This window comes from Pantoea sp. Seng (genome assembly GCF_009829935.1).
Taxonomy (GTDB): Bacteria; Pseudomonadota; Gammaproteobacteria; order Enterobacterales; family Enterobacteriaceae; genus Pantoea; species Pantoea communis.
The window spans coordinates 1-19,736 of sequence record NZ_SZZV01000020.1 but is presented as its reverse complement, the minus strand read 5'-3'; the positions used below and the strand labels follow the sequence as shown (position 1 = coordinate 19,736).

The following is a 19,736-nucleotide window of genomic DNA, read 5'->3' as shown; positions in this document are numbered from 1 at the left end:
GCCTAGGCCGGGGCATTATGGCGAAATAACACTACTGCATTATTCCCACTCAATCGTGGCCGGTGGCTTACCTGAGATATCGTAAACCACGCGAGAAATGCCGTTCACTTCGTTGATGATGCGGTTGGAAACACGGCCGAGGAAATCGTACGGCAGGTGCGCCCAGTGCGCGGTCATGAAGTCGATGGTTTCTACTGCACGCAGTGACACAACCCAATCATATTTACGACCGTCGCCCATTACGCCGACAGAGCGCACTGGCAGGAACACGGTGAAGGCCTGGCTGACTTTGTTGTACAGGTCAGCTTTATGCAATTCTTCGATGAAGATTGCATCGGCACGACGCAGCAGGTCGCAATACTCTTTCTTCACTTCGCCCAGTACACGCACGCCCAAACCTGGACCCGGGAACGGATGGCGATACAGCATGGCGTATGGCAGGCCCAGTTCCAGGCCGATCTTACGCACTTCATCTTTGAACAGCTCTTTCAGCGGCTCAACCAGGCCCATCTTCATCTCTTTCGGCAGACCGCCCACGTTGTGATGCGATTTGATCACGTGTGCCTTGCCGGTAGCAGAAGCAGCAGACTCGATCACGTCTGGATAGATGGTGCCCTGTGCCAGCCATTTCACGTCAGTCAACTTCAGCGCTTCTTCGTCGAACACTTCAACAAACACGCGGCCGATGATCTTACGTTTGGCTTCGGGATCATTCTCGCCCGCCAGTGCATCGAGGAAACGGTGTTCAGCGGCAACGTGAACGATATTCAGACCGAAGTGATCGCCAAACATGTCCATCACCTGCTCGGCTTCGTTCAGACGCAGCAGGCCGTTGTCCACAAACACACAGGTCAGACGATCGCCGATAGCGCGGTGCAGCAGCATCGCGGTGACAGAGGAATCCACACCACCTGACAGGCCAAGGATCACTTTATCTTCGCCAACCTGCTCACGAATACGCTCAACCGCATCTTCGATGATCTTGGCTGGCGTCCACAGTGCTTCACAGCCGCAGATATCACGGATGAAACGCTCCAGCATGCGCAGGCCCTGACGGGTATGCGTCACTTCTGGGTGGAACTGCACGCCGTAGAATTTCTTCTCTTCGTTGGCCATGATGGCAAACGGACAGGTTTCGGTGCTGGCAACGGTTTCAAAGCCAGCCGGGATAGCGGTCACTTTGTCACCGTGGCTCATCCACACGTCCAGCAACGGTTTGCCGGCTGCGCTGATGGCATCTTCGATGTCACGGACCAGCGCGCTCTGGGTCAGCACTTCAACCTGCGCATATCCGAACTCACGCTCGTTGGAGCCTTCAACCTTGCCGCCCAGCTGCATTGCCATGGTCTGCATGCCGTAGCACACGCCCAGCACCGGTACGCCAGCATTGAACACGTATTCTGGTGCACGTGGGCTGTTCAGCTCAGTGGTGCTTTCCGGGCCACCTGACAGGATGATGCCGTTCGGATTGAAGCTACGAATCTGCTCTTCGGTGACATCCCACGCCCAGAGTTCGCAGTAGACGCCCAGCTCACGCACGCGGCGCGCGACCAGCTGCGTATACTGAGAACCAAAATCGAGGATCAAAATGCGATGTTTATGAATATTTTCAGTCGTCATTGAGGCGTTTCCATTGGGATGGACTTAATAATAAAAGCGCCCGGCAGGTGCCGGGCGTTGAATCTTACGGGATTATGAACCCATGCGGTAGTTCGGTGACTCTTTGGTGATGGTCACATCATGCACGTGGCTTTCGTTGATACCTGCGCCACTGATGCGCACGAACTCGGCTTTAGTACGCAGATCGTTGATGGTTGGGCAACCGGTCAGGCCCATGCAAGAGCGCAGACCGCCCATTTGCTGGTGCACGATCTCTTTCAGACGGCCTTTATAAGCGACGCGGCCTTCGATACCTTCTGGCACCAGTTTGTCAGCCGCGTTATCGGTCTGGAAGTAACGGTCAGATGAGCCTTTAGACATCGCGCCCAGTGAACCCATACCACGGTAAGATTTGAACGAACGGCCCTGATACAGCTCGATTTCGCCTGGAGATTCTTCAGTACCCGCCAGCATAGAACCGACCATCACAGCGGCCGCGCCTGCGGCGATCGCTTTGGCGATGTCACCTGAGAAACGGATACCACCATCAGCCACAACCGGGATACCGGTGCCTTCCAGCGCAGCAACCGCATCAGAAACAGCGGTGATCTGTGGTACACCTACGCCAGTCACGATACGCGTGGTGCAGATTGAACCAGGGCCGATACCCACTTTCACCGCGCTCACGCCCGCTTCGGCCAGTGCCAATGCACCTGCACCGGTCGCCACGTTGCCACCGATGATGTCCAGGTCTGGATACTTCGCACGGGTTTCACGGATACGTTGCAAAACGCCTTCAGAGTGACCGTGAGAAGAGTCGATCAGCAGAACGTCAACGCCCGCAGCAACCAGCGCGTCAACACGCTCTTCGTTACCGGCGCCCGCACCAACCGCAGCACCCACACGCAGACGGCCTTCCGCATCTTTACAGGCGTTAGGTTTACGCTCTGCTTTCTGGAAATCTTTAACGGTAATCATGCCCAGCAGGTGGAAGCTGTCATCCACAACCAGCGCTTTCTCAACACGTTTTTCGTGCATTTTCTGCAGTACGATGTCGCGCGCTTCACCCTCTTTAACGGTGACCAGACGCTCTTTCGGTGTCATCACTGCGGAAACTGGCAGGCTCAGGTCCGTCACAAAACGCACGTCACGACCGGTAATGATACCGACCAGTTCGTTGTCGGTGTTCACAACCGGATAACCCGCAAAGCCGTTGCGCTCGGTCAGCTCTTGCACTGCCGCCAGCGTGGTGGTTGGCAGAACAGTTTGCGGATCGGTCACTACGCCACTTTCGTGTTTTTTCACTTTGCGAACTTCATCCGCCTGGCGCTCAATCGACATGTTTTTGTGGATAAAGCCCAGACCGCCTTCCTGCGCCAGTGCAATTGCCAGACCGGCTTCGGTCACCGTGTCCATAGCAGCAGACAGCATAGGGATGTTCAGACGGATGTTTTTCGTCAGTTGGGTGCTGAGATCAGCGGTGTTCGGTAAGACAGTGGAGTGAGCTGGAACGAGCAGAACGTCGTCAAAAGTGAGGGCTTCTTTAGTGATTCTTAGCATTGCAATATCTCCACCTGGGGGCGATTAAAACAGATAAAATATTGCCGCGGCATTATACAGGCCGAAATCGATTGCCTCCAGTGTTTTTTAGGAAAAAGTCTTGATCCTTCGGGTGAGCAATGTAGTATCGGTTGATTAACCCTCTGATTTAAAATTTGATCTACATCACATGTCGCTACCGCCAACCGCCAATATTTTTACTGTCAGCCGCCTGAATACCACGGTGCGCCAACTGCTGGAAAATGAGATGGGCCTGGTGTGGCTCAGCGCTGAGATCTCAAATTTTAGCCAGCCCTCTTCCGGTCACTGGTACTTCACCTTAAAGGATGATGGCGCACAAGTCCGCTGCGCGATGTTCCGTAATAGCAACCGCCGTGTCACCTTCCGTCCTCAGCATGGTCAGCAGGTTTTGGTGCGCGCCAGCATTACGCTGTATGAACCGCGTGGCGACTATCAGCTGATTATCGAAAGCATGCATCCAGCGGGTGAAGGTCTGCTGCAGCAGCAGTTTGAGCAATTGAAAGCGCGACTGGCGGCCGAAGGGCTGTTCGATCAGCAGTTCAAACAGCCGCTGCCCGATCCGGCGCGCCAGGTCGGTGTGATCACCTCTGCCACCGGTGCCGCGTTGCATGATGTGCTGCGCGTACTGCATCGCCGCGATCCCTCGTTGCCGGTAATTATCTATCCCACGCCGGTGCAAGGTGTGGATGCACCGGCTGCGATTGTGCGTGCCATTGAACTGGCGAACCAGCGTGATGAGTGTGACGTGCTGATTGTCGGCCGTGGCGGCGGCTCGCTGGAGGATTTGTGGAGCTTTAACGATGAGCGCGTGGCGCGTGCTATTTTTGCCAGTCGCCTGCCCATCGTCAGTGCCGTCGGCCACGAGACAGACGTCACCATCGCCGACTTTGTCGCCGATCTGCGCGCCCCTACCCCATCTGCGGCGGCAGAAATCGTGAGCCGCAATCAGATCGAACTGCTGCGCCGTTTGCAGTCACAGCAGCAGCGAATGGAAATGGCGATGGATTTCTACTTTGCAGAGCAGCAACGCCGTTTTACCCGCATACAACATCGTTTGCAGCAGCAACATCCACAGCTGCGTCTGGCACGCCAGCAAACCACACTGTTCCAGTTGCAACGTCGCCTCGGCGAGGCAATGGATCAACGTCTGCGCGTGGCTAATCGCCAGCAGGATCGCGTGTTACAGCGCCTCAATCAGCAGCAGCCTCAAGGGCGCATTCTGCGTGCGCAGCAGCAGATGCAGCAGTGGCAGTATCGCCTGCAACAGGGCATGGAGAAGCAGCTGAATCACAATCGTCAGCGATTTGGTAATCTGGCTGCACAACTGGAGGGCGTCAGTCCGCTTGCCACACTGGCGCGTGGTTTTAGTGTGACAACGGATACGCAAGGCCAGCTGGTGAAGAAAACCCAGCAATTGCATAAAGGCGATTTGCTGCGCACCCGTCTGGATGATGGCTGGGTGGAAAGCCAGGTGACCGCCCTTGAACCGCAGAAATCGCGTAGCCGTAAAGCACGCTCCTAGCTGAAAAACTATACTTCTGGCATGTTCACTCACGGCCAGGAGTTACTATGACCTACAGCGTTATTCCTCCGTATATTCTTCGCAACATCATTGACCATTGTTCGGGTGCGCCTCAGGAGTCTGCTCGCCGCACCCTCACCCATGTTCAGCAACTGATGACTGAACACAATCATAAATCGGCCAGCGCGGCCACCGCCCAGCCTGGCAGCGTGTTGCGTGCCATCTTTGATGCGAAGAACACACAGAATCTACCCGGCACCTTAATCCGCGATGAAGGTCAGCCAGGCAATGGTGATGTCGCTGCCGAGGAGGCCTGGAATTATCTCGGCATCACCTACGATTTCTACTGGCAAATCTTCAAGCGCAACTCACTGGATAACCAGGGCCTGAAGCTGGATGGCACCGTGCATTACGGCAAGGAGTATCAGAACGCCTTCTGGAACGGTCAGCAGATGGTGTTTGGTGACGGCGATGGCGAGATTTTTAACCGCTTTACCATTGCGCTTGATGTGGTCGCGCATGAACTCACCCACGGCGTGACCGAGAACGAGGCCGGGCTGGTTTATTTCCAGCAGTCTGGTGCATTGAATGAATCGATGTCTGATGTGTTCGGCTCGCTGGTGAAACAGTTCCACCTGCAGCAAACGGCCGATCAGGCTGACTGGTTGATTGGTGAGGGCTTGTTAGCATCCGGGATTAAAGGCCGTGGACTGCGATCCATGTCCGCACCTGGCACGGCCTACGACGATCCGAAACTCGGCAAAGACCCGCAACCGGCGGATATGGATCACTACATCGAAACGCGGGATGACAACGGCGGTGTTCACCTCAATTCTGGCATTCCTAACCGTGCGTTTTACCTCGCCGCTAAAGCACTAGGCGGCTTTGCCTGGGAGTTAGCGGGCCACGCCTGGTACGACACCCTCTGTGACAAAACACTGCCGCAGGATGCCGATTTCAGCACCTTTGCGCGTTTCACCGTCGAGCATGGCGGCAAGCGATTCAATCGCTCGGTGGCGGAAGCAATTCAATCCGCCTGGCAACAGGTAGGCGTAACGTGAATATTCAACTGACTGATGACGCCATTATCGAACTGGCGCGTGAAGGCGGCATTGCTTTTATCCCCAATCTGCGAGGCGAGCGCCGCTTTGCGCTGGCTCAACTTCCGGAGCCACAAAAACAGCGGGTGTGTAACGTGCTGGAGCAGGCATTACCGTTAGGGGAACCGGAAGATCAGGCGGCGAATCTTGGCAGCGGCGATCAGCGCTATTTTCGCATTCAAATCACCTATGCCACCCATCAAGAGGCGGGATCCATCGTGATTTTAATTCCAGAAACTGTGGCATCGCCAGAATTAGAGGCTCTCTGGCGCGACGGTCAGTGAAGAACTCGGAGATCTCCCAAGGCAACCTGTAACTTACTGACTATAATCATTAATGTGGCTAGCTAGTCCACGTCGAAGAAAACACCCTTAGATGAGGTCTCTGCTATGACACAAAAAAAGCAACGAGGCGGTGCTGGGAACTTTGCAGAGGACCCGGAGCGTGCCAGGGAAGCCGGCAGTGCTGGCGGCAAAGTCAGTGGGGGCAATTTCAGAAACGATCCTGAGAGAGCCAGGGAAGCTGGAAGAAAAGGAGGTCAAAAAAGCCGTCGCCCCTCCAAGCAGCAGTGAATAAGGTACCTTAAGGAGTGAAGTGCGCCACGGATGGTTAATAAAAAAAGGCCGACATTATGATGTCGGCCTTTCTTCTTACTGAGACTTACTTGCTGTCTGGCAACGCGTAAGCAATCACGTAATCACCACGGTCTGGTGACTGACGTGCACCACCTGCGGAGATCAGGATGTACTGTTTGCCATTTTTCGGCGAAACGTAGCTGATTGGGCCACCCTGGCTGCCGACTGGCAGACGAGCTTTCCATACTTCTTTACCGGTTGAGCTATCGAAGGCGCGCAGATAGTAATCCTGCGTACCGGCGATGAACACCAGGCCACCCTGAGTTGCCAAGGTGCCACCCAGCGTTGGCATACCGATTGGCATTTGTGCGCGCATCTTGATACCGAATGGACCGGTATCCTGCACGGTACCGACTGGCACCTGCCATACGATCTGACGGGTTTTCATGTCGATAGCTGACAGCGTACCAAAGGGTGGTGCCTGGCACGGAATACCCAGTGGAGACATGAAGCGGTTTTTGTTAACAGCGTAAGGGGTACCTTTCAGCGGAACTGCGCCCATACCGGTGTTGATCGCTTCACCGCCGTTGCTGGCAGCAGACTTAGTGGTGTCCTGAGGAATCATCTGTACCCACAGGCCCAGACGCATGTCGTTAACAAACATGTACTGGTTGTTCGGGTCAAACGAGATGCTGCCCCAGTTCATACCACCCAGTGAACCTGGGAAGCTGAGTGATTTGTCAGTGTCCGGAACAGTGAACAGTCCATCGTAACGCATGCCTTTAAAGGCAATACGGCACACCAATTGGTCGAACGGCGTCGCGCCCCACATGTCAGACTCGGTCAGCTTCTGGTTGCCGATGTTAGGCATTTCCACTGAGTGCGGCTGTGTTTTGGTGTACTGCTCGTTCGGGATATGGCCCTGCGGCATCGGCTGCTCTTCAACTTTCGTCAAAGGCTTGCCGGTCAGGCGATCCAACACCCAAATCATACCGGTTTTTGCACCGATCACTACCGCAGGCTTGGTGGTGCCATCCTTCATCGGGAAGTCAACCAGGCTCGGCTGCATTGGGAGGTCGAAGTCCCACAGATCGTTATGTACGGTCTGATAAACCCATTTTTGCTTGCCGGTAGTCGCATCCAGCGCCAGAATTGATGCGCCGTAGGTGTGATCCAGTTTGGTACGATTCGCACCCCACAAATCCACAGACGAGCTACCCATTGGCAGGAACACAGTGTTCATCGCCGGGTCGTATGACATCGGTGCCCATGAGTTCGGGGTACTACGGGTGTAGTCTTTGCCCGGCATCAGGATGGCATTCGGGTCATCGTTACCTGGGTCAAACGCCCAACGCATCTGACCGGTGATAACGTCAAAGCCGCGCAGTACGCCGCCAGGCATATCGGTCTGGACGTTATCTGCCACACGACCACCCACCACTACGGTGGTGCCGGCCAGCTGTGGTGCAGACGTCAGCTGATACTGTGGATCGGGCGCTTTACCCAGACCTTTTTTCAGGTCAACCACACCGTGGTCGCCGAAGTCTTCACAGAATTCACCGTTGTCAGCATTGATGGCAATCAGACGCGCATCAATGGTGTTCATTAGAATACGACGCTGACAGGTATCACCTGCCGCCAGAGCTGGCGCAGGAACCGGCGTTGAGCCAGGCTGTGTTGGCTGCTGTACGGGTTTGGTCGCATCGAAATACGCCAGACCACGGCAGCGGTTCCACACTTCTGCCTGTGCGTTGATTTCACGCTTCCAGATCTGCTTGCCAGTATCCGCTGCAACCGCAATCACGTTGTTGTGCGGGGTGCAAAGGTACAGGGTGTTGCCTACCTGCAGTGGCGTTTCCTGATCTTCCGCGCCGTTACCGGTTGGGCTGATCGGGGTATCGCCAGTGTGGAAGGTCCATGCAACCTGCAGGTCTTTTACGTTGTCACGGGTGATCTGGTCGATCGCCGCGAAACGGTCACCTTCAGGCGTGCGGCCGTAGCTGCTCCAGTCCTGCTGTGGTTTAGACTTGTCCACCGGAATCAGCGGCAGCTGTTTGCCTTCGAAAGCGACGGTTGGGTGCGGCTGGAACATCTGCACGAAAGTTGCCACCATGCCAACAGCGATAACTGCTGAAAGGACATAGGAAACTTTCGCCAGAGAGCTTTTGCCTTCACGCTTACGCAGCGCTGGCCAGGTCAGGAACGCCAGCAGCATCAGGCCTGCAGGCACCATCAGGCGTGAAACCAGCTGCCAGAAGTGGAAGCCCGCATCAAACAGCGCCCAAATCAGGGTGCCAACGAAGACCAGAATGAATAAGGTCACGGCGGATGATTTGCGACGGAAGAACTGAACCGCCGACAGCAACATCACAATACCGGAAATGAGGAAGTACCAGCTGCCGCCCAGAGCGACCAACTTGCCACCGCCGATCGCGAAGAACAGACCGACAGCCAGCAGGACCAGCCCGAACAATACAGACCAGATACTCAACCCTTTGCAGGGACGAGCGGAATTTTCTGCCATAACAAAAACTCTCCTGAAAAAATAACGCGCTGGTGCCGGCTAACAAGCTGTAGCCAGTAGCAATGCTCCTGCCAACGATGGGGGACAGGAACCAAACCGTTACGCTTTATTTTATATCTATTGGTACGGGTGCAATGCCCGTCATTCGGCGCTTGTGAGCAAGGACACATCGCAGGTGAGAGTGATTCTCGCTACAAGGCGGCAGGATTGTACCACCTGGTTCATTAGAAAGTGAACATCCATAACGAAGGAGTTACTGCGTAATAGCATTTTTGCTACAAAACCAGTCATAAGTTATTAATAAATATGAGGCTGAATCAAAGTGTAATTTTTGATGTTAAGGCGATATGTCAGGGATGATGAGCTTATCGTGCGGCATCAGGGCGAAAAAAAAGGCCCGTTTGGGCCCTCTTCACTTTAACGCTTATTCTTTTTCAGATGCGACATCAGTCGCTGGCGTTTGCGCTGCTGCGTCGGTGTCAGCAGGTTACGTTTGCCCGCGTACGGGTTGTCGCCTTCTTTAAACTGAATGCGAATCGGTGTGCCCATCACGTTGAGTGAGCGACGGAAGTAGTTCATCAGGTAACGTTTGTAGGAATCTGGCAGATCCTTCACCTGATTACCGTGAATCACCACGATCGGCGGGTTATAACCACCAGCATGGGCATACTTCAACTTCACGCGGCGACCACGCACCAGCGGCGGCTGATGGTCGTCAGAAGCCATGGTCATGATGCGCGTCAGCATCGCGGTGCCGACACGTTTGGTTGAGCAGTCGTAAGCTTCGGTCACGGATTCGAACAGGTTACCTACGCCACTGCCGTGCAGCGCCGAGATAAAGTGAATGCGCGCGAAATCGATAAAGCCCAGACGGAAGTCCAGCATCTCTTTCACTTCGTCACGCGCTTCCTGGGTCATGCCATCCCACTTGTTGACCACGATCACCAATGAGCGACCGCTGTTCAGGATAAAGCCGAGCAGTGACAGATCCTGATCGGAAATGCCTTCACGTGCATCAATCACCAGCATCACCACGTTGGCATCTTCAATGGCCTGCAGCGTTTTGATGACAGAGAATTTTTCTACGGTTTCGGTGATTTTTCCGCGTTTACGCACACCGGCGGTATCAATCAACACATACTCGCGCTCATCACGTTCCATTGGAATGTAGATGCTGTCACGCGTGGTGCCCGGCATATCGAAGACCACAACGCGGTCTTCACCCAGGATGCGGTTAGTCAGCGTTGACTTGCCGACGTTAGGACGGCCAACGATAGCCAGCTTGATCGGCAAGGTGGTCGGGTCGAAGTTTTCTTCTTCCTCCTCCGCCAACGCCTTCTCGTCCTCTTCTTCTTCTAACGCGGCCCAGTAAGCGGCGTTTTCTTCTTCTTCCGTCAACGCCACTTCCGGAACGGCTTCTTTCATCCATGGCAGCAACGCAGCTTCAAGCAGGTTGTTCACACCGCGACCGTGCGAGGCCGCAATCGGGTGAATGTCACCCAAGCCCAGCGCATAGAAATCCAGCACGGCAGCATCAGGATCGAGACCGTCAGTTTTGTTCGCGACCAGGAAGGTGGCTTTTTCGCGCGAACGTAGGTGATTGGCGATCTGTTGATCGGCCGGCATCACACCCGCACGTGCATCCACCAAGAACAGCACCACATCCGCTTCTTCAATCGCCAGCAGCGATTGTTCTGCCATGCGGTTTTCGACGCCTTCCTCGGTGCCATCAATACCGCCGGTATCAATAACAATGAATTCGCGCCCTTCCACTTCGGCGCGACCATATTTGCGATCGCGAGTCAGTCCAGGAAAATCCGCTACCAGCGCATCACGAGTGCGCGTTAAGCGGTTAAATAGCGTAGATTTTCCCACATTGGGACGCCCAACCAGCGCGACCACAGGTACCATAACACTTGCCTCAGTTTTAAAAATAAATCGCCCGAATGGCGTGATTATAACGACATTTGCCAGAAGGCGTCAGGCTGAAGGCGCTAAGAATACCATGCCTGACTAAAAACGAAACGGCCCCTGACGAATCAGGAGCCGTATTAGCGAGCAGGAAGCCGGTTCCTGCAAAGCCCAATCTTAACGAGTGATGGCGTAAACTTCGCCGCCCTTCGCCTGGATCAGCAGCTTGTCACCGGCAACCACCGGGTCAGTCTGGAAGCCATCGCTGTCCAGTTTCTGCTGCGCAACAAAGCGCCCGTCAAGGGTGTTAATCCAGTGCACATAACCTTCGCTATCGCCAACCACCAGATAACCGTTAAACAGCACTGGTGAAGTCAGGTTGCGATGCAGCAGATCGCTCTGGCGCCAGATGGCCACGCCACCGTCGGCATTGAGCGCAATCACGCGGTCATCCTGATCGACCAGGTAAATACGACCCGCATCAACCACCATGTCTTTCACGCCGCCGATTTCGCGTTTCCACAGAATCTGGCCTGAACGCAGTTCCAGCGCGGTCAGATTACCGTTGTAAGCCAGCGCATAGATCACACCGTTAACCACAACCGGCGTCGTATCCACATCGCTCAGACGATCAATCTCTGTGGCGCCACTTGGTTGCGAAATACGCTGCTGCCAAATCAACTGCCCCTGGTTCATGATTACTGCACTCACGCGGCCATTGTCACCACCGACAATCGCACCACCGAATGCCACAGTCGGTGCAGATTCACCGCGCAGTGACAGCGCAGGCATATCGAGGTTGACGCTCCATTTGATCGCGCCAGTACTCTGGTCCAGCCCCTGCAACATACCGTTGCTGGTGTGGATCAGTACCAGGCCATCACTCACAACTGGACGCGACATCGCTTCACCGGCGACTTTCGTCTGCCAGGCGATGCTGCCATCGTTATTGTTCAGTGCAAAGACCTGGCCGCGCTCGCTGCCGATATAAATGCGATCGCTGGTAGCGGTAATGCCGCCAGAGAGAAGAGCTGAGATGTTTTTCGAGAAGAAACCGGTTTTCTCAGAGAGATCGACTTTCCATTTCTCTTTACCGTTGCTGGCATCCAGGGCTTTCACTACGCCAAAGCGGTCGGCCGCATAGACGGTACCGTCCTGCCAGGCTGGATGCAGATTGGAATAGAAATCGCCAACGCCATCACCCACCGAGGTGCTCCAGGCCGTCTGTGGCGTAAACTGGTTTTCCACTTTCGGCAGCGGAGCCATTTTTACTACATCTTCTTCGCCGCTGAACAGCGAGCAACCGCTGAGCAGAGTGACTGAAATCAGCCCTGGCAGCAGGTATTTACGTAATTCCATGTGCGCTCTCTTGACTGGCTTAACTTAAGTTATTCATCTTCATCTGCAGCATTTGCTTCAACGCAGGAGAGGCCTGCGATTCAGCACCTTTGCTCCAGGCATCACGTGCGCCCTGCTTGTCGCCTTTGCTCAGCAGTGCTTCGCCACGAATGTCCGCAATAATGGCTGTCCAGCCATCACCCTTAACATTGTTAAGAGTTGAAAGTGCGGCATCGGCCTGATTTTGCTGCAGTTGAATGCGTGCCAGACGCAGGTTAATCACCGCCTGCAGGTTGGCATCTTTGGTATCTTTCAGCCCGCTCTGAAGCAGCGTAATGGCTTTATCTAACTGATTTGCTTCAACGTACTGTTTCGCTAAATCGAGCGAAGCCAGTGCGCCATAAGTGTTGTTATTTTCATTGGCAAAGGCGGCAACCGCTTCCAGCGTTTGCGGCTTATCCGCCTGCATCGCAGTGGTCAGTTGTTGATACTGTGCCGACGCAGCTTTATCCGCACCATCCTGATGACTGGTCCAGAAACGCCAGCCACCCAGTGCAGCAATGCCGATGATCACACCCACAGCCAGCGCTTTGCCGTTGTTCGCAAAGAACTGACGCAGTGCGTCAACCTGTTCGTTTTCGTTGCTGTAAACTTCCACGCAATCCCTCTCCTTTAAATGGCTGTTGCAGTGCTGCGTTTACTGCAGCAGCGTGCGCAATGTCGCAGCGGCTTCGCTTTGGGCAACGGTTTGCTGATCGCCTGTGCTCAGGTTTTTAATCACAACCTGGCCCGCTTTCACTTCGTCTTCACCCAGCACCAGCGCAATGCGTGCGCCCCACTTGTCTGCACGGCCAAACTGCTTCTTGAAGTTACCACCACCGAAGTTGGTCATCAGCTTCAGCGCCGGATCTGCATCACGCAGTTTTTCCGCCAATTGCATCGCAGCGGACTGAACGCCCTGCCCCGAAGCGATAACATAGACATCAACAATGCGCGTCGGTTCAAATTCTGGATTAACCGCCTGGACCAGCAATACCAAACGCTCAAGACCCATGGCAAAACCGACCGCTGGCGTAGCGCGACCACCCAGCTGTTCAACCAGACCATCGTAGCGTCCACCGGCACACACGGTGCCCTGTGAACCTAAGCTGTTGGTCACCCACTCAAACACGGTGCGGTTGTAGTAATCGAGGCCACGCACCAGACGCTGGTTCACGGTGTAAGCGATACCCGCGTCATCCAGCAGGCTGCACAGCCCGTCGAAGTGCGCGCGTGAGTCTTCATCGAGATATTCATTCAGCGTCGGCGCATCGTTGAGTAACAGTTGGATGTCAGGGTTTTTGCTGTCGAGTACGCGCAGCGGATTGCTGTACATACGACGTTTGCAATCTTCATCCAGTTTATCTTTGTGCTGCTCAAGGAAGGCCACCAGTGCGTCGCGGTAGTTCGCGCGCGCTTCCAGTGATCCAATAGAGTTGAGTTCGAGACTCACGTGTTCAGCGATACCTAACGCTTTCCACCAGCGTGCGGTCATCATAATCAGTTCAGCATCGATGTCCGGGCCTTGCAGACCAAACACTTCCGCACCAATCTGATGGAACTGGCGGTAACGACCTTTCTGCGGACGTTCGTAGCGGAACATCGGACCGATGTACCACAGACGCTGTTCCTGATTGTACAGCAGACCATGCTCAATACCGGCGCGCACGCAGCCCGCGGTGCCTTCCGGACGCAGGGTCAGGCTTTCACCGTTGCGGTCGTCAAAGGTATACATCTCCTTTTCAACCACATCGGTGACTTCACCGATAGCGCGTTTAAATAGCGGGGTCTGCTCTACAATCGGCAAACGGATTTCGCTAAAGCCATAACTGGCCAGCACCTGCTTGAGGGTGCCCTCAATACGCTGCCAAATCGCAGTATCCGCCGGCAGGTAGTCGTTCATCCCACGGATCGCTTGAATATTCTTCGCCACGTTAGAATCTCTTAATACAAAAAAACCTGTCCGGCATCATACCTTATGAGGATGAAACCGCACAGGTTCAATCACAAACCGGCACGCGGCGGGCGCGCACCGTCCCTTATTTTTCCAGCTGCTGCACGTTAATGCGGCGGCTTTCATCCAGCATGCTGGCCTTGGCACGAATACGTGCTTCCAGCTGGTCGATCATATTGTCGTTATCGAGGCGATCGCGCTGACGCACACCGTCCTCGTAGAAACCACTTTTACGGCTACCGCCCGTCACGCCCATGGTCGAAACAGTGGCTTCGCCAGGACCGTTCACCACACAACCGATAATCGAGATATCCATTGGCGTGATGATGTCTTCGAGACGTTCTTCCAACGCATTCACCGTCCCAATCACATCAAATTCCTGACGTGAACAGGTTGGGCAGGCAATAAAGTTGATACCGCGTGATCGAATGCGCAGCGATTTCAGAATGTCGTAACCGACCTTGACTTCTTCCACCGGGTCTGCCGCCAGAGAGATGCGCAGCGTATCGCCGATCCCTTCCGCCAGCAGCAAGCCCAGGCCGATCGCTGATTTTACTGAACCGGCGCGCGCGCCACCCGCTTCGGTAATACCGAGATGCAGTGGCTGATCGATGGCTTTTGCCAGCAGGCGATAAGATTCAACGGCCAGGAACACGTCAGAAGCTTTTACGCTCACTTTGAACTGATCAAAGTTGAGGCGATCGAGGTGATCAACATGACGCATCGCGGATTCGAGCAGCGCCTGTGGCGTTGGCTCACCGTATTTTTCCTGCAGATCTTTTTCCAGTGAACCAGCATTCACGCCGATACGGATAGGAATGTTGTAATGGCGGGCACAATCCACGACCTGGCGGATACGCTCATTGTTGCCGATATTGCCGGGGTTGATGCGCAGGCAGTCGACGCCATATTCGGCGACTTTCAGTGCGATACGATAGTCAAAATGAATGTCCGCCACCAGCGGCACATTGACCTGTTGCTTAATCAGTTTGAACGCTTCCGCCGCATCCATGGTCGGAACAGAGACGCGCACGATATCGACACCGACACGCTCAAGCTGGCGAATCTGGTTAACCGTGGCGTCCACATCCGTGGTGCGGGTGTTGGTCATTGACTGAACGGCAATGGGCGCACCATCACCAACCGGCACCTTGCCGACGTAAATCCGTGTTGATTTGCGACGGATAATGGGTGCTTCGTTATGCATATTCTCTCTCCACAATTACCCGGAAAGCGCGCTGCGCGTTATTGCGCACCCAGCGTCAGACGGGCAACCTGGTTATTACGGATAAAACGACTTAAATCAACGGGCTGATTCTGATATTGCACATCAACCGCACTCGGAGCGCCAATTTTCAGACGATACGGAGCCGTTCCGGACAAGCTGAGCTTACCGCCGCTACGTTGCAATCCGCTGAACAGCTTCTTGCCAGTAGCGTCGGTGACTTCCAGCCAGCAGTCGGCTTTGAAATTCATCACCACCGCATTTGGGTCGCCCGCTGGCTGGCTTACCGCCGCGTTGCTGGTCGGCATTTGACCTGCCGGTACACTGTTGGCAGGTGCCGGAGAGGTGGCTGCTGGCGGTGCGTTATCGATCGGTGCCTGGCTCGGTGAAACCACGGCGTTATCGCTGCTGGTCGCAGGCGCAGTGGTGTTGGCAGCCGAAGCCGCGTTGTTGCTGGTACTCGGTGTCGCAACCGCACCTGCACCGTTATCCACCGGCGTACCGGCGGCATTGGTATCACTGTCAGTCGCGCTGTCAGTGCTGTTTTCACCCAGCGGAATAGACTGACTGTTATCGCTGCTGCTGCCATTCTGGTCAGCCATTGAGACCAGATCGGCCTGCGAGGCTTTATGGTTTTGCCACCACCACGCGCCGGTCAGACCAATGACCACAAAAATCACCAGCCAGGTGAAAATCATCAGCCAGCCATCACGCTTTTTACGGCGCTTACCTAACGAGAAGCTCTGCATTGGCTCAATTTTGGCCGCGCGCACGGGAGCCTGCTTCGCCATCATCGGCAACAGGTCATCTTCCGGCACATGCACCAGACGAGCATAAGAACGAATGTAACCGCGCAAGAACGTCGAAGCTAAATCAGCTGGCGACTTATCCTCTTCAATGTCTCGTACGGTAGAAAGTTTCAGGCACAGGCGTTCAGCGACATTTTGCTGAGTCAGCCCCATCTGCTCACGGGCCAGACGCAGGCGTTCACCTGTGGAATGTACTGCAGAATTCTCTTGAGTGGCTTCAGTATTCATTAGCTAAATAACGCTGGTACTGTATCGATTGTGGAAAACTTCGCGCCAACCGGTCGCCATAACGTGTAACGTCAGCAGCGTTTCCCTGTTGCGCGGCGAAACGTATTTGTAACCACTGGCTCTCTGCCGTTACGGGCAAACGCTGGTGGTACACTTCTAATAGCAGCGGAACCGCCATGCGATCCTGCTGTTCAAGCCGCCTTTCCACTTCCAGAAGCAGTTGACTGCCTTGCTCCGGTGCGGCAATCAGCGCGTTGCTCAAAGACTCGCGCGCTGAGGCACTCTCTCCAGCCTGCAGGTAACAATAGCCCGAAAACAGAAATGCATCCTGACGAGCTTCGATTTCCTGTGCAGCCATCGCCAGCTTAAACTGTTGATGCGCTTCGCCATACTGCCTTAAACCGCAAAGAAACGCACCGTAATTGTTAGCGATGTAGCCATTCGCTGGCGCTAACTGCTGGGCGCGTTGGTAGTGCCAATGGGTCTGCGCGCTATTCTGCTGCGCCTGTGCCAGCCGCGCAAGCGCCAACGGCACACGATAATCTTGCGGTGCGGCCCGCTCAGCGCGTAATAAATTACGATGTGCTGCAGCAAAATCTTTCACCGCCAGGTAGTGCAACCCTAGCTGTAGCCTGATATCCGCAGCGCCTTGCTGGGCCGGTGGATTGACACAACCGGTTACAACAAAGCCCGCCAACAACACTGCCGATAATCCTTTGTGCATTTCAGTCTCTCCCTCTGACATTGAGAGGAGAGACTGGCACGGCTTACGCCCGGTGGGTATCACCAGGCGCCGTGTTTCAGAGCGCCTTCACAGAGATGGTTTCACCGGCCATTTTCTTACGCAAGGTGCGCTTGGTACGGTCGATAACATCACCTGCTAACTGACCACAAGCCGCATCAATATCGTCGCCACGCGTTTTACGCACGATAGTGGTAAACCCATAATCCATCAGCACTTTGGAGAAACGATCGATACGGCTGTTGGAGCTACGGCCATATGGCGCGCCCGGGAACGGGTTCCATGGGATCAGGTTAATCTTGCACGGCGTCTCTTTCAGCAGTGCAGCCAGCTCATGCGCGTTGTCGGTGCTGTCATTGATGTGATCCAGCATCACGTACTCGATGGTCACGCGGCCCTGATTGGCGTTCGATTTCCCAATGTAGCGTTTAACCGCCGCGAGGAAGGTTTCGATGTTGTACTTTTTGTTGATCGGCACAATTTCGTCACGAATCGCATCGTTCGGTGCGTGCAGCGAAATCGCCAGTGCCACGTCGATCATATCGCCCAGCTTATCCAGTGCCGGCACGACACCCGAGGTAGACAGCGTCACGCGACGTTTTGACAGACCAAAACCGAAATCATCCAGCATGATGTCCATTGCTGGCACCACGTTGTTCAGGTTGAGCAACGGCTCGCCCATGCCCATCATCACCACGTTGGTGATCGGACGCTGGCCGGTAATTTTCGCCGCGCCGATAATTTTCGCCGCGCGCCATACCTGACCAATGATTTCGGAAACACGCAGGTTACGGTTGAAGCCCTGCTGCGCAGTCGAACAGAATTTGCACTCCAGCGCACAGCCTACCTGTGAAGAGACACACAGCGTTGCACGGTCAGCTTCCGGGATATACACGGTTTCGACCAGCTGATCGCCCACGCGAATCGCCCACTTGATAGTGCCATCGCTGGAACGCATCTCTTCCGCTACTTCCGGCGCACGGATTTCAGCGCGCTGCATCAATTTGCCACGCAGCACTTTGTTGATGTCAGTCATCTGCTCGAAATCATCGCAGCAGTAGTGGTACATCCACTTCATGACCTGATCGGCGCGGAACGGCTTTTCACCCATCTCTAAAAAGAATTCGCGCATCTGCTGACGGTTAAGATCCAGCAGGTTAATTTTTTCGTTTTTTGGGGAAACAACCACGGGGGAAGCGGACGACGGCGTCACAATCTGTTCGGACATAATGTTCTCTGGCCTCGTTGTTACACGTTACGGCTCTGGTTAAGAATAGGAAAAAAATAACGCCCTCGCTGAGCCAGGCTCAACAAGGGCGCATTATTGTACTACATCTGCTGCATGATGCCAGGGGAACGACTTTACCGATGATGAAAAGGTGTAAAGTCGTTTATCCGCATTGGCAGCAACGCACTTAGCGAGTGCGTGGGCAGACTTCGTTCTCTGCGAAGAAGTATGCGATTTCGCGTGCAGCAGATTCAGCTGAGTCAGAACCGTGGGTTGCGTTCTCAGTGAAGCTGTCAGCGTAGTCAGCACGCAGAGTACCGGCCAGTGCGTTGTCTGGGTTGGTTGCACCCATCAGATCACGGTGACGCTGAACGGCGTTTTCGCCTTCCAGAACAGAAACAACTACTGGACCAGAAGTCATGAACTCAACCAGACCATCGAAGAATGGACGGCCTTTGTGCTCAGCGTAGAAGCCTTCAGCCTGCTCTTTGGTCAGGTGCAGCATTTTTGCACCAACGATTTTGAAGCCTGCGCTTTCGAAACGGTTGTAGATAGCACCAATCACGTTCTTAGCGACGGCGTTTGGTTTAACGATAGAGAAAGTACGTTCGATTGCCATGATGACCTCTAGTTAGCATCCTGAAGAAACCGGGAATTCGCTCCCGGTAAGAAAACGCGCCGATTATAGGGACATCATCGGGCGTTGCCTATTGCCGATTGGTGGAATTATCGAAAATAATTGATTTTTGTCGGGGCGAACACGCGCAGAATCTGGCATGCGCGGATATCTAACCCCGAATAAATGAGACGGATGCCAGTTGGCCCGCCTCATCCATCACCACCAGTTGATACTGGCCCGGTTCGCTGAGCACCAGCGCCGCACTGTTTTGTTCTGCCTTCTGTTCCACCGGTTGCCCGTTCAAAAACCACCAGCGCTGCGCCCCCTTTCCGCCCTGAACGGCCACCGGCAGCACCAATACCACTTTGCCTGGCAGCGGCTGCACACGCTGCCCCTCAATCACGCCGGTGATCAAGAGCGGTGGCGCGCTGCCCTGATTTAAGGGTGGGCAGCGAGGATCAACAGGCGGCAGGCGCTGCTGGCGGCGTTCCGCCATCGGCAACCAGGGTTCCAGCGGCAGTGGCCACATCAAACTTTCGTGACTCTGCGCCTTAGGGCAATCTGCCGCCACGCGTAAGCCCTGCGGGTTGATCCAATAACGCTGACGTAAACCATTCACCCCTTCCTGACCGGGTGCCAACAGTGTCGGCGGCACGGTTTGATTCAGTATCCAGCTTTGGCGGCGCTGGCGGCAATTTTCGTCGCCCTGCGGCAAAGTTTGTCCTCCGGGCCAGCAAATGCT

16 protein-coding genes and 1 pseudogene are annotated in these 19,736 nt (G+C 54.8%); 4 read left to right on the top strand and 13 right to left on the bottom strand.

Annotated elements, in window-relative coordinates:
• Window positions 1-39: 39 nt before the first annotated feature.
• Window positions 40-1,620 (bottom strand): glutamine-hydrolyzing GMP synthase, encoded by a 1,581-nt coding sequence (gene guaA / locus FD737_RS19025; RefSeq protein WP_160834292.1) that lies wholly within the window; start codon window positions 1,618-1,620, stop codon window positions 40-42.
• Between the two features lie 72 nt (window positions 1,621-1,692).
• The gene (gene guaB / locus FD737_RS19020) at window positions 1,693-3,159 is read right to left on the bottom strand and encodes an IMP dehydrogenase (protein WP_034825688.1); all 1,467 of its coding nucleotides are present in this window, start codon (window positions 3,157-3,159) and stop codon (window positions 1,693-1,695) included.
• A 169-nt stretch (window positions 3,160-3,328) separates the two neighbouring features.
• On the opposite strand from guaB, the gene xseA reads away from it, so the two are divergent.
• The 4 genes from xseA to FD737_RS19000 all read left to right on the top strand — a co-directional run bounded on the left by xseA (window position 3,329) and on the right by FD737_RS19000 (window position 6,374).
• Window positions 3,329-4,702, top strand: coding sequence for an exodeoxyribonuclease VII large subunit (gene xseA, locus FD737_RS19015; RefSeq protein ID WP_097118602.1), 1,374 nt, complete (start codon window positions 3,329-3,331; stop codon window positions 4,700-4,702).
• A gap of 47 nt (window positions 4,703-4,749) precedes the next feature.
• Window positions 4,750-5,763, top strand: a complete 1,014-nt coding sequence (locus tag FD737_RS19010) for a M4 family metallopeptidase (RefSeq protein WP_160834291.1) — start codon at window positions 4,750-4,752, stop codon at window positions 5,761-5,763.
• Complete coding sequence (locus FD737_RS19005; protein ID WP_034825682.1) at window positions 5,760-6,086, top strand: protealysin inhibitor emfourin; 327 nt, start codon at window positions 5,760-5,762, stop codon at window positions 6,084-6,086. Before FD737_RS19010 ends, FD737_RS19005 begins: the two co-directional genes overlap by 4 nt.
• Window positions 6,087-6,191: 105 nt before the next feature.
• Window positions 6,192-6,374 carry a general stress protein gene (locus FD737_RS19000; protein ID WP_045814915.1) on the top strand — a complete coding sequence of 61 codons (183 nt, stop codon included), beginning with the start codon at window positions 6,192-6,194 and terminating at the stop codon, window positions 6,372-6,374.
• 88 nt (window positions 6,375-6,462) lie between these two features.
• Here the strand turns inward: FD737_RS19000 and FD737_RS18995 are convergent, their stop codons facing one another.
• From FD737_RS18995 to FD737_RS18945, 11 genes and pseudogenes are all read right to left on the bottom strand, one after another.
• On the bottom strand, window positions 6,463-8,901 hold the full coding sequence (locus FD737_RS18995; protein WP_097118604.1) for a glucose/quinate/shikimate family membrane-bound PQQ-dependent dehydrogenase: 2,439 nt from the start codon (window positions 8,899-8,901) through the stop codon (window positions 6,463-6,465).
• A 417-nt stretch (window positions 8,902-9,318) separates the two neighbouring features.
• Window positions 9,319-10,812, bottom strand: coding sequence for a ribosome biogenesis GTPase Der (gene der, locus FD737_RS18990; protein WP_160834290.1), 1,494 nt, complete (start codon window positions 10,810-10,812; stop codon window positions 9,319-9,321).
• Window positions 10,813-10,989: 177 nt separating this feature from the next.
• A complete protein-coding gene (bamB, locus tag FD737_RS18985) occupies window positions 10,990-12,171 on the bottom strand; it encodes an outer membrane protein assembly factor BamB (RefSeq protein ID WP_097118605.1) in 1,182 nt (393 codons plus the stop codon).
• Between the two features lie 19 nt (window positions 12,172-12,190).
• Entirely contained in the window at window positions 12,191-12,808 is a 618-nt protein-coding gene (locus FD737_RS18980) for a YfgM family protein (protein ID WP_045814917.1), read from the bottom strand.
• 39 nt (window positions 12,809-12,847) lie between these two features.
• The gene (hisS, locus tag FD737_RS18975) at window positions 12,848-14,122 is read right to left on the bottom strand and encodes a histidine--tRNA ligase (RefSeq protein ID WP_097118606.1); all 1,275 of its coding nucleotides are present in this window, start codon (window positions 14,120-14,122) and stop codon (window positions 12,848-12,850) included.
• 106 nt (window positions 14,123-14,228) lie between these two features.
• On the bottom strand, window positions 14,229-15,350 hold the full coding sequence (gene ispG / locus FD737_RS18970) for a flavodoxin-dependent (E)-4-hydroxy-3-methylbut-2-enyl-diphosphate synthase (RefSeq protein ID WP_034825671.1): 1,122 nt from the start codon (window positions 15,348-15,350) through the stop codon (window positions 14,229-14,231).
• Window positions 15,351-15,388: 38 nt separating this feature from the next.
• Window positions 15,389-16,405 carry a cytoskeleton protein RodZ gene (gene rodZ, locus FD737_RS18965; protein ID WP_038645413.1) on the bottom strand — a complete coding sequence of 339 codons (1,017 nt, stop codon included), beginning with the start codon at window positions 16,403-16,405 and terminating at the stop codon, window positions 15,389-15,391.
• Window positions 16,395-17,129, bottom strand: a complete 735-nt coding sequence (pilW, locus tag FD737_RS18960; protein ID WP_160834289.1) for a type IV pilus biogenesis/stability protein PilW — start codon at window positions 17,127-17,129, stop codon at window positions 16,395-16,397. Before pilW ends, rodZ begins: the two co-directional genes overlap by 11 nt.
• A 76-nt stretch (window positions 17,130-17,205) precedes the next feature.
• On the bottom strand, window positions 17,206-18,375 hold the full coding sequence (locus FD737_RS18955; protein ID WP_034825665.1) for a bifunctional tRNA (adenosine(37)-C2)-methyltransferase TrmG/ribosomal RNA large subunit methyltransferase RlmN: 1,170 nt from the start codon (window positions 18,373-18,375) through the stop codon (window positions 17,206-17,208).
• Window positions 18,376-18,562: 187 nt separating this feature from the next.
• Complete coding sequence (ndk, locus tag FD737_RS18950; protein ID WP_007884899.1) at window positions 18,563-18,994, bottom strand: nucleoside-diphosphate kinase; 432 nt, start codon at window positions 18,992-18,994, stop codon at window positions 18,563-18,565.
• Window positions 18,995-19,163: 169 nt separating this feature from the next.
• Window positions 19,164-19,736, bottom strand: a pseudogene (locus FD737_RS18945) (penicillin-binding protein 1C); the annotation flags it as partial.

Coding starts and splice junctions, on each gene's coding strand:
- FD737_RS19010 (WP_160834291.1), top strand. CDS start 4,750: ATGACCTACAGCGTTATTCCTCCGTATATTCTTCGCAACATCATTGAC.
- ndk (WP_007884899.1), bottom strand. CDS start 18,994: ATGGCAATCGAACGTACTTTCTCTATCGTTAAACCAAACGCCGTCGCT.
- FD737_RS18995 (WP_097118604.1), bottom strand. CDS start 8,901: ATGGCAGAAAATTCCGCTCGTCCCTGCAAAGGGTTGAGTATCTGGTCT.
- FD737_RS18955 (WP_034825665.1), bottom strand. CDS start 18,375: ATGTCCGAACAGATTGTGACGCCGTCGTCCGCTTCCCCCGTGGTTGTT.
- bamB (WP_097118605.1), bottom strand. CDS start 12,171: ATGGAATTACGTAAATACCTGCTGCCAGGGCTGATTTCAGTCACTCTG.
- der (WP_160834290.1), bottom strand. CDS start 10,812: ATGGTACCTGTGGTCGCGCTGGTTGGGCGTCCCAATGTGGGAAAATCT.
- guaA (WP_160834292.1), bottom strand. CDS start 1,620: ATGACGACTGAAAATATTCATAAACATCGCATTTTGATCCTCGATTTT.
- guaB (WP_034825688.1), bottom strand. CDS start 3,159: ATGCTAAGAATCACTAAAGAAGCCCTCACTTTTGACGACGTTCTGCTC.
- FD737_RS19000 (WP_045814915.1), top strand. CDS start 6,192: ATGACACAAAAAAAGCAACGAGGCGGTGCTGGGAACTTTGCAGAGGAC.
- rodZ (WP_038645413.1), bottom strand. CDS start 16,405: ATGAATACTGAAGCCACTCAAGAGAATTCTGCAGTACATTCCACAGGT.
- pilW (WP_160834289.1), bottom strand. CDS start 17,129: ATGCACAAAGGATTATCGGCAGTGTTGTTGGCGGGCTTTGTTGTAACC.
- ispG (WP_034825671.1), bottom strand. CDS start 15,350: ATGCATAACGAAGCACCCATTATCCGTCGCAAATCAACACGGATTTAC.
- xseA (WP_097118602.1), top strand. CDS start 3,329: ATGTCGCTACCGCCAACCGCCAATATTTTTACTGTCAGCCGCCTGAAT.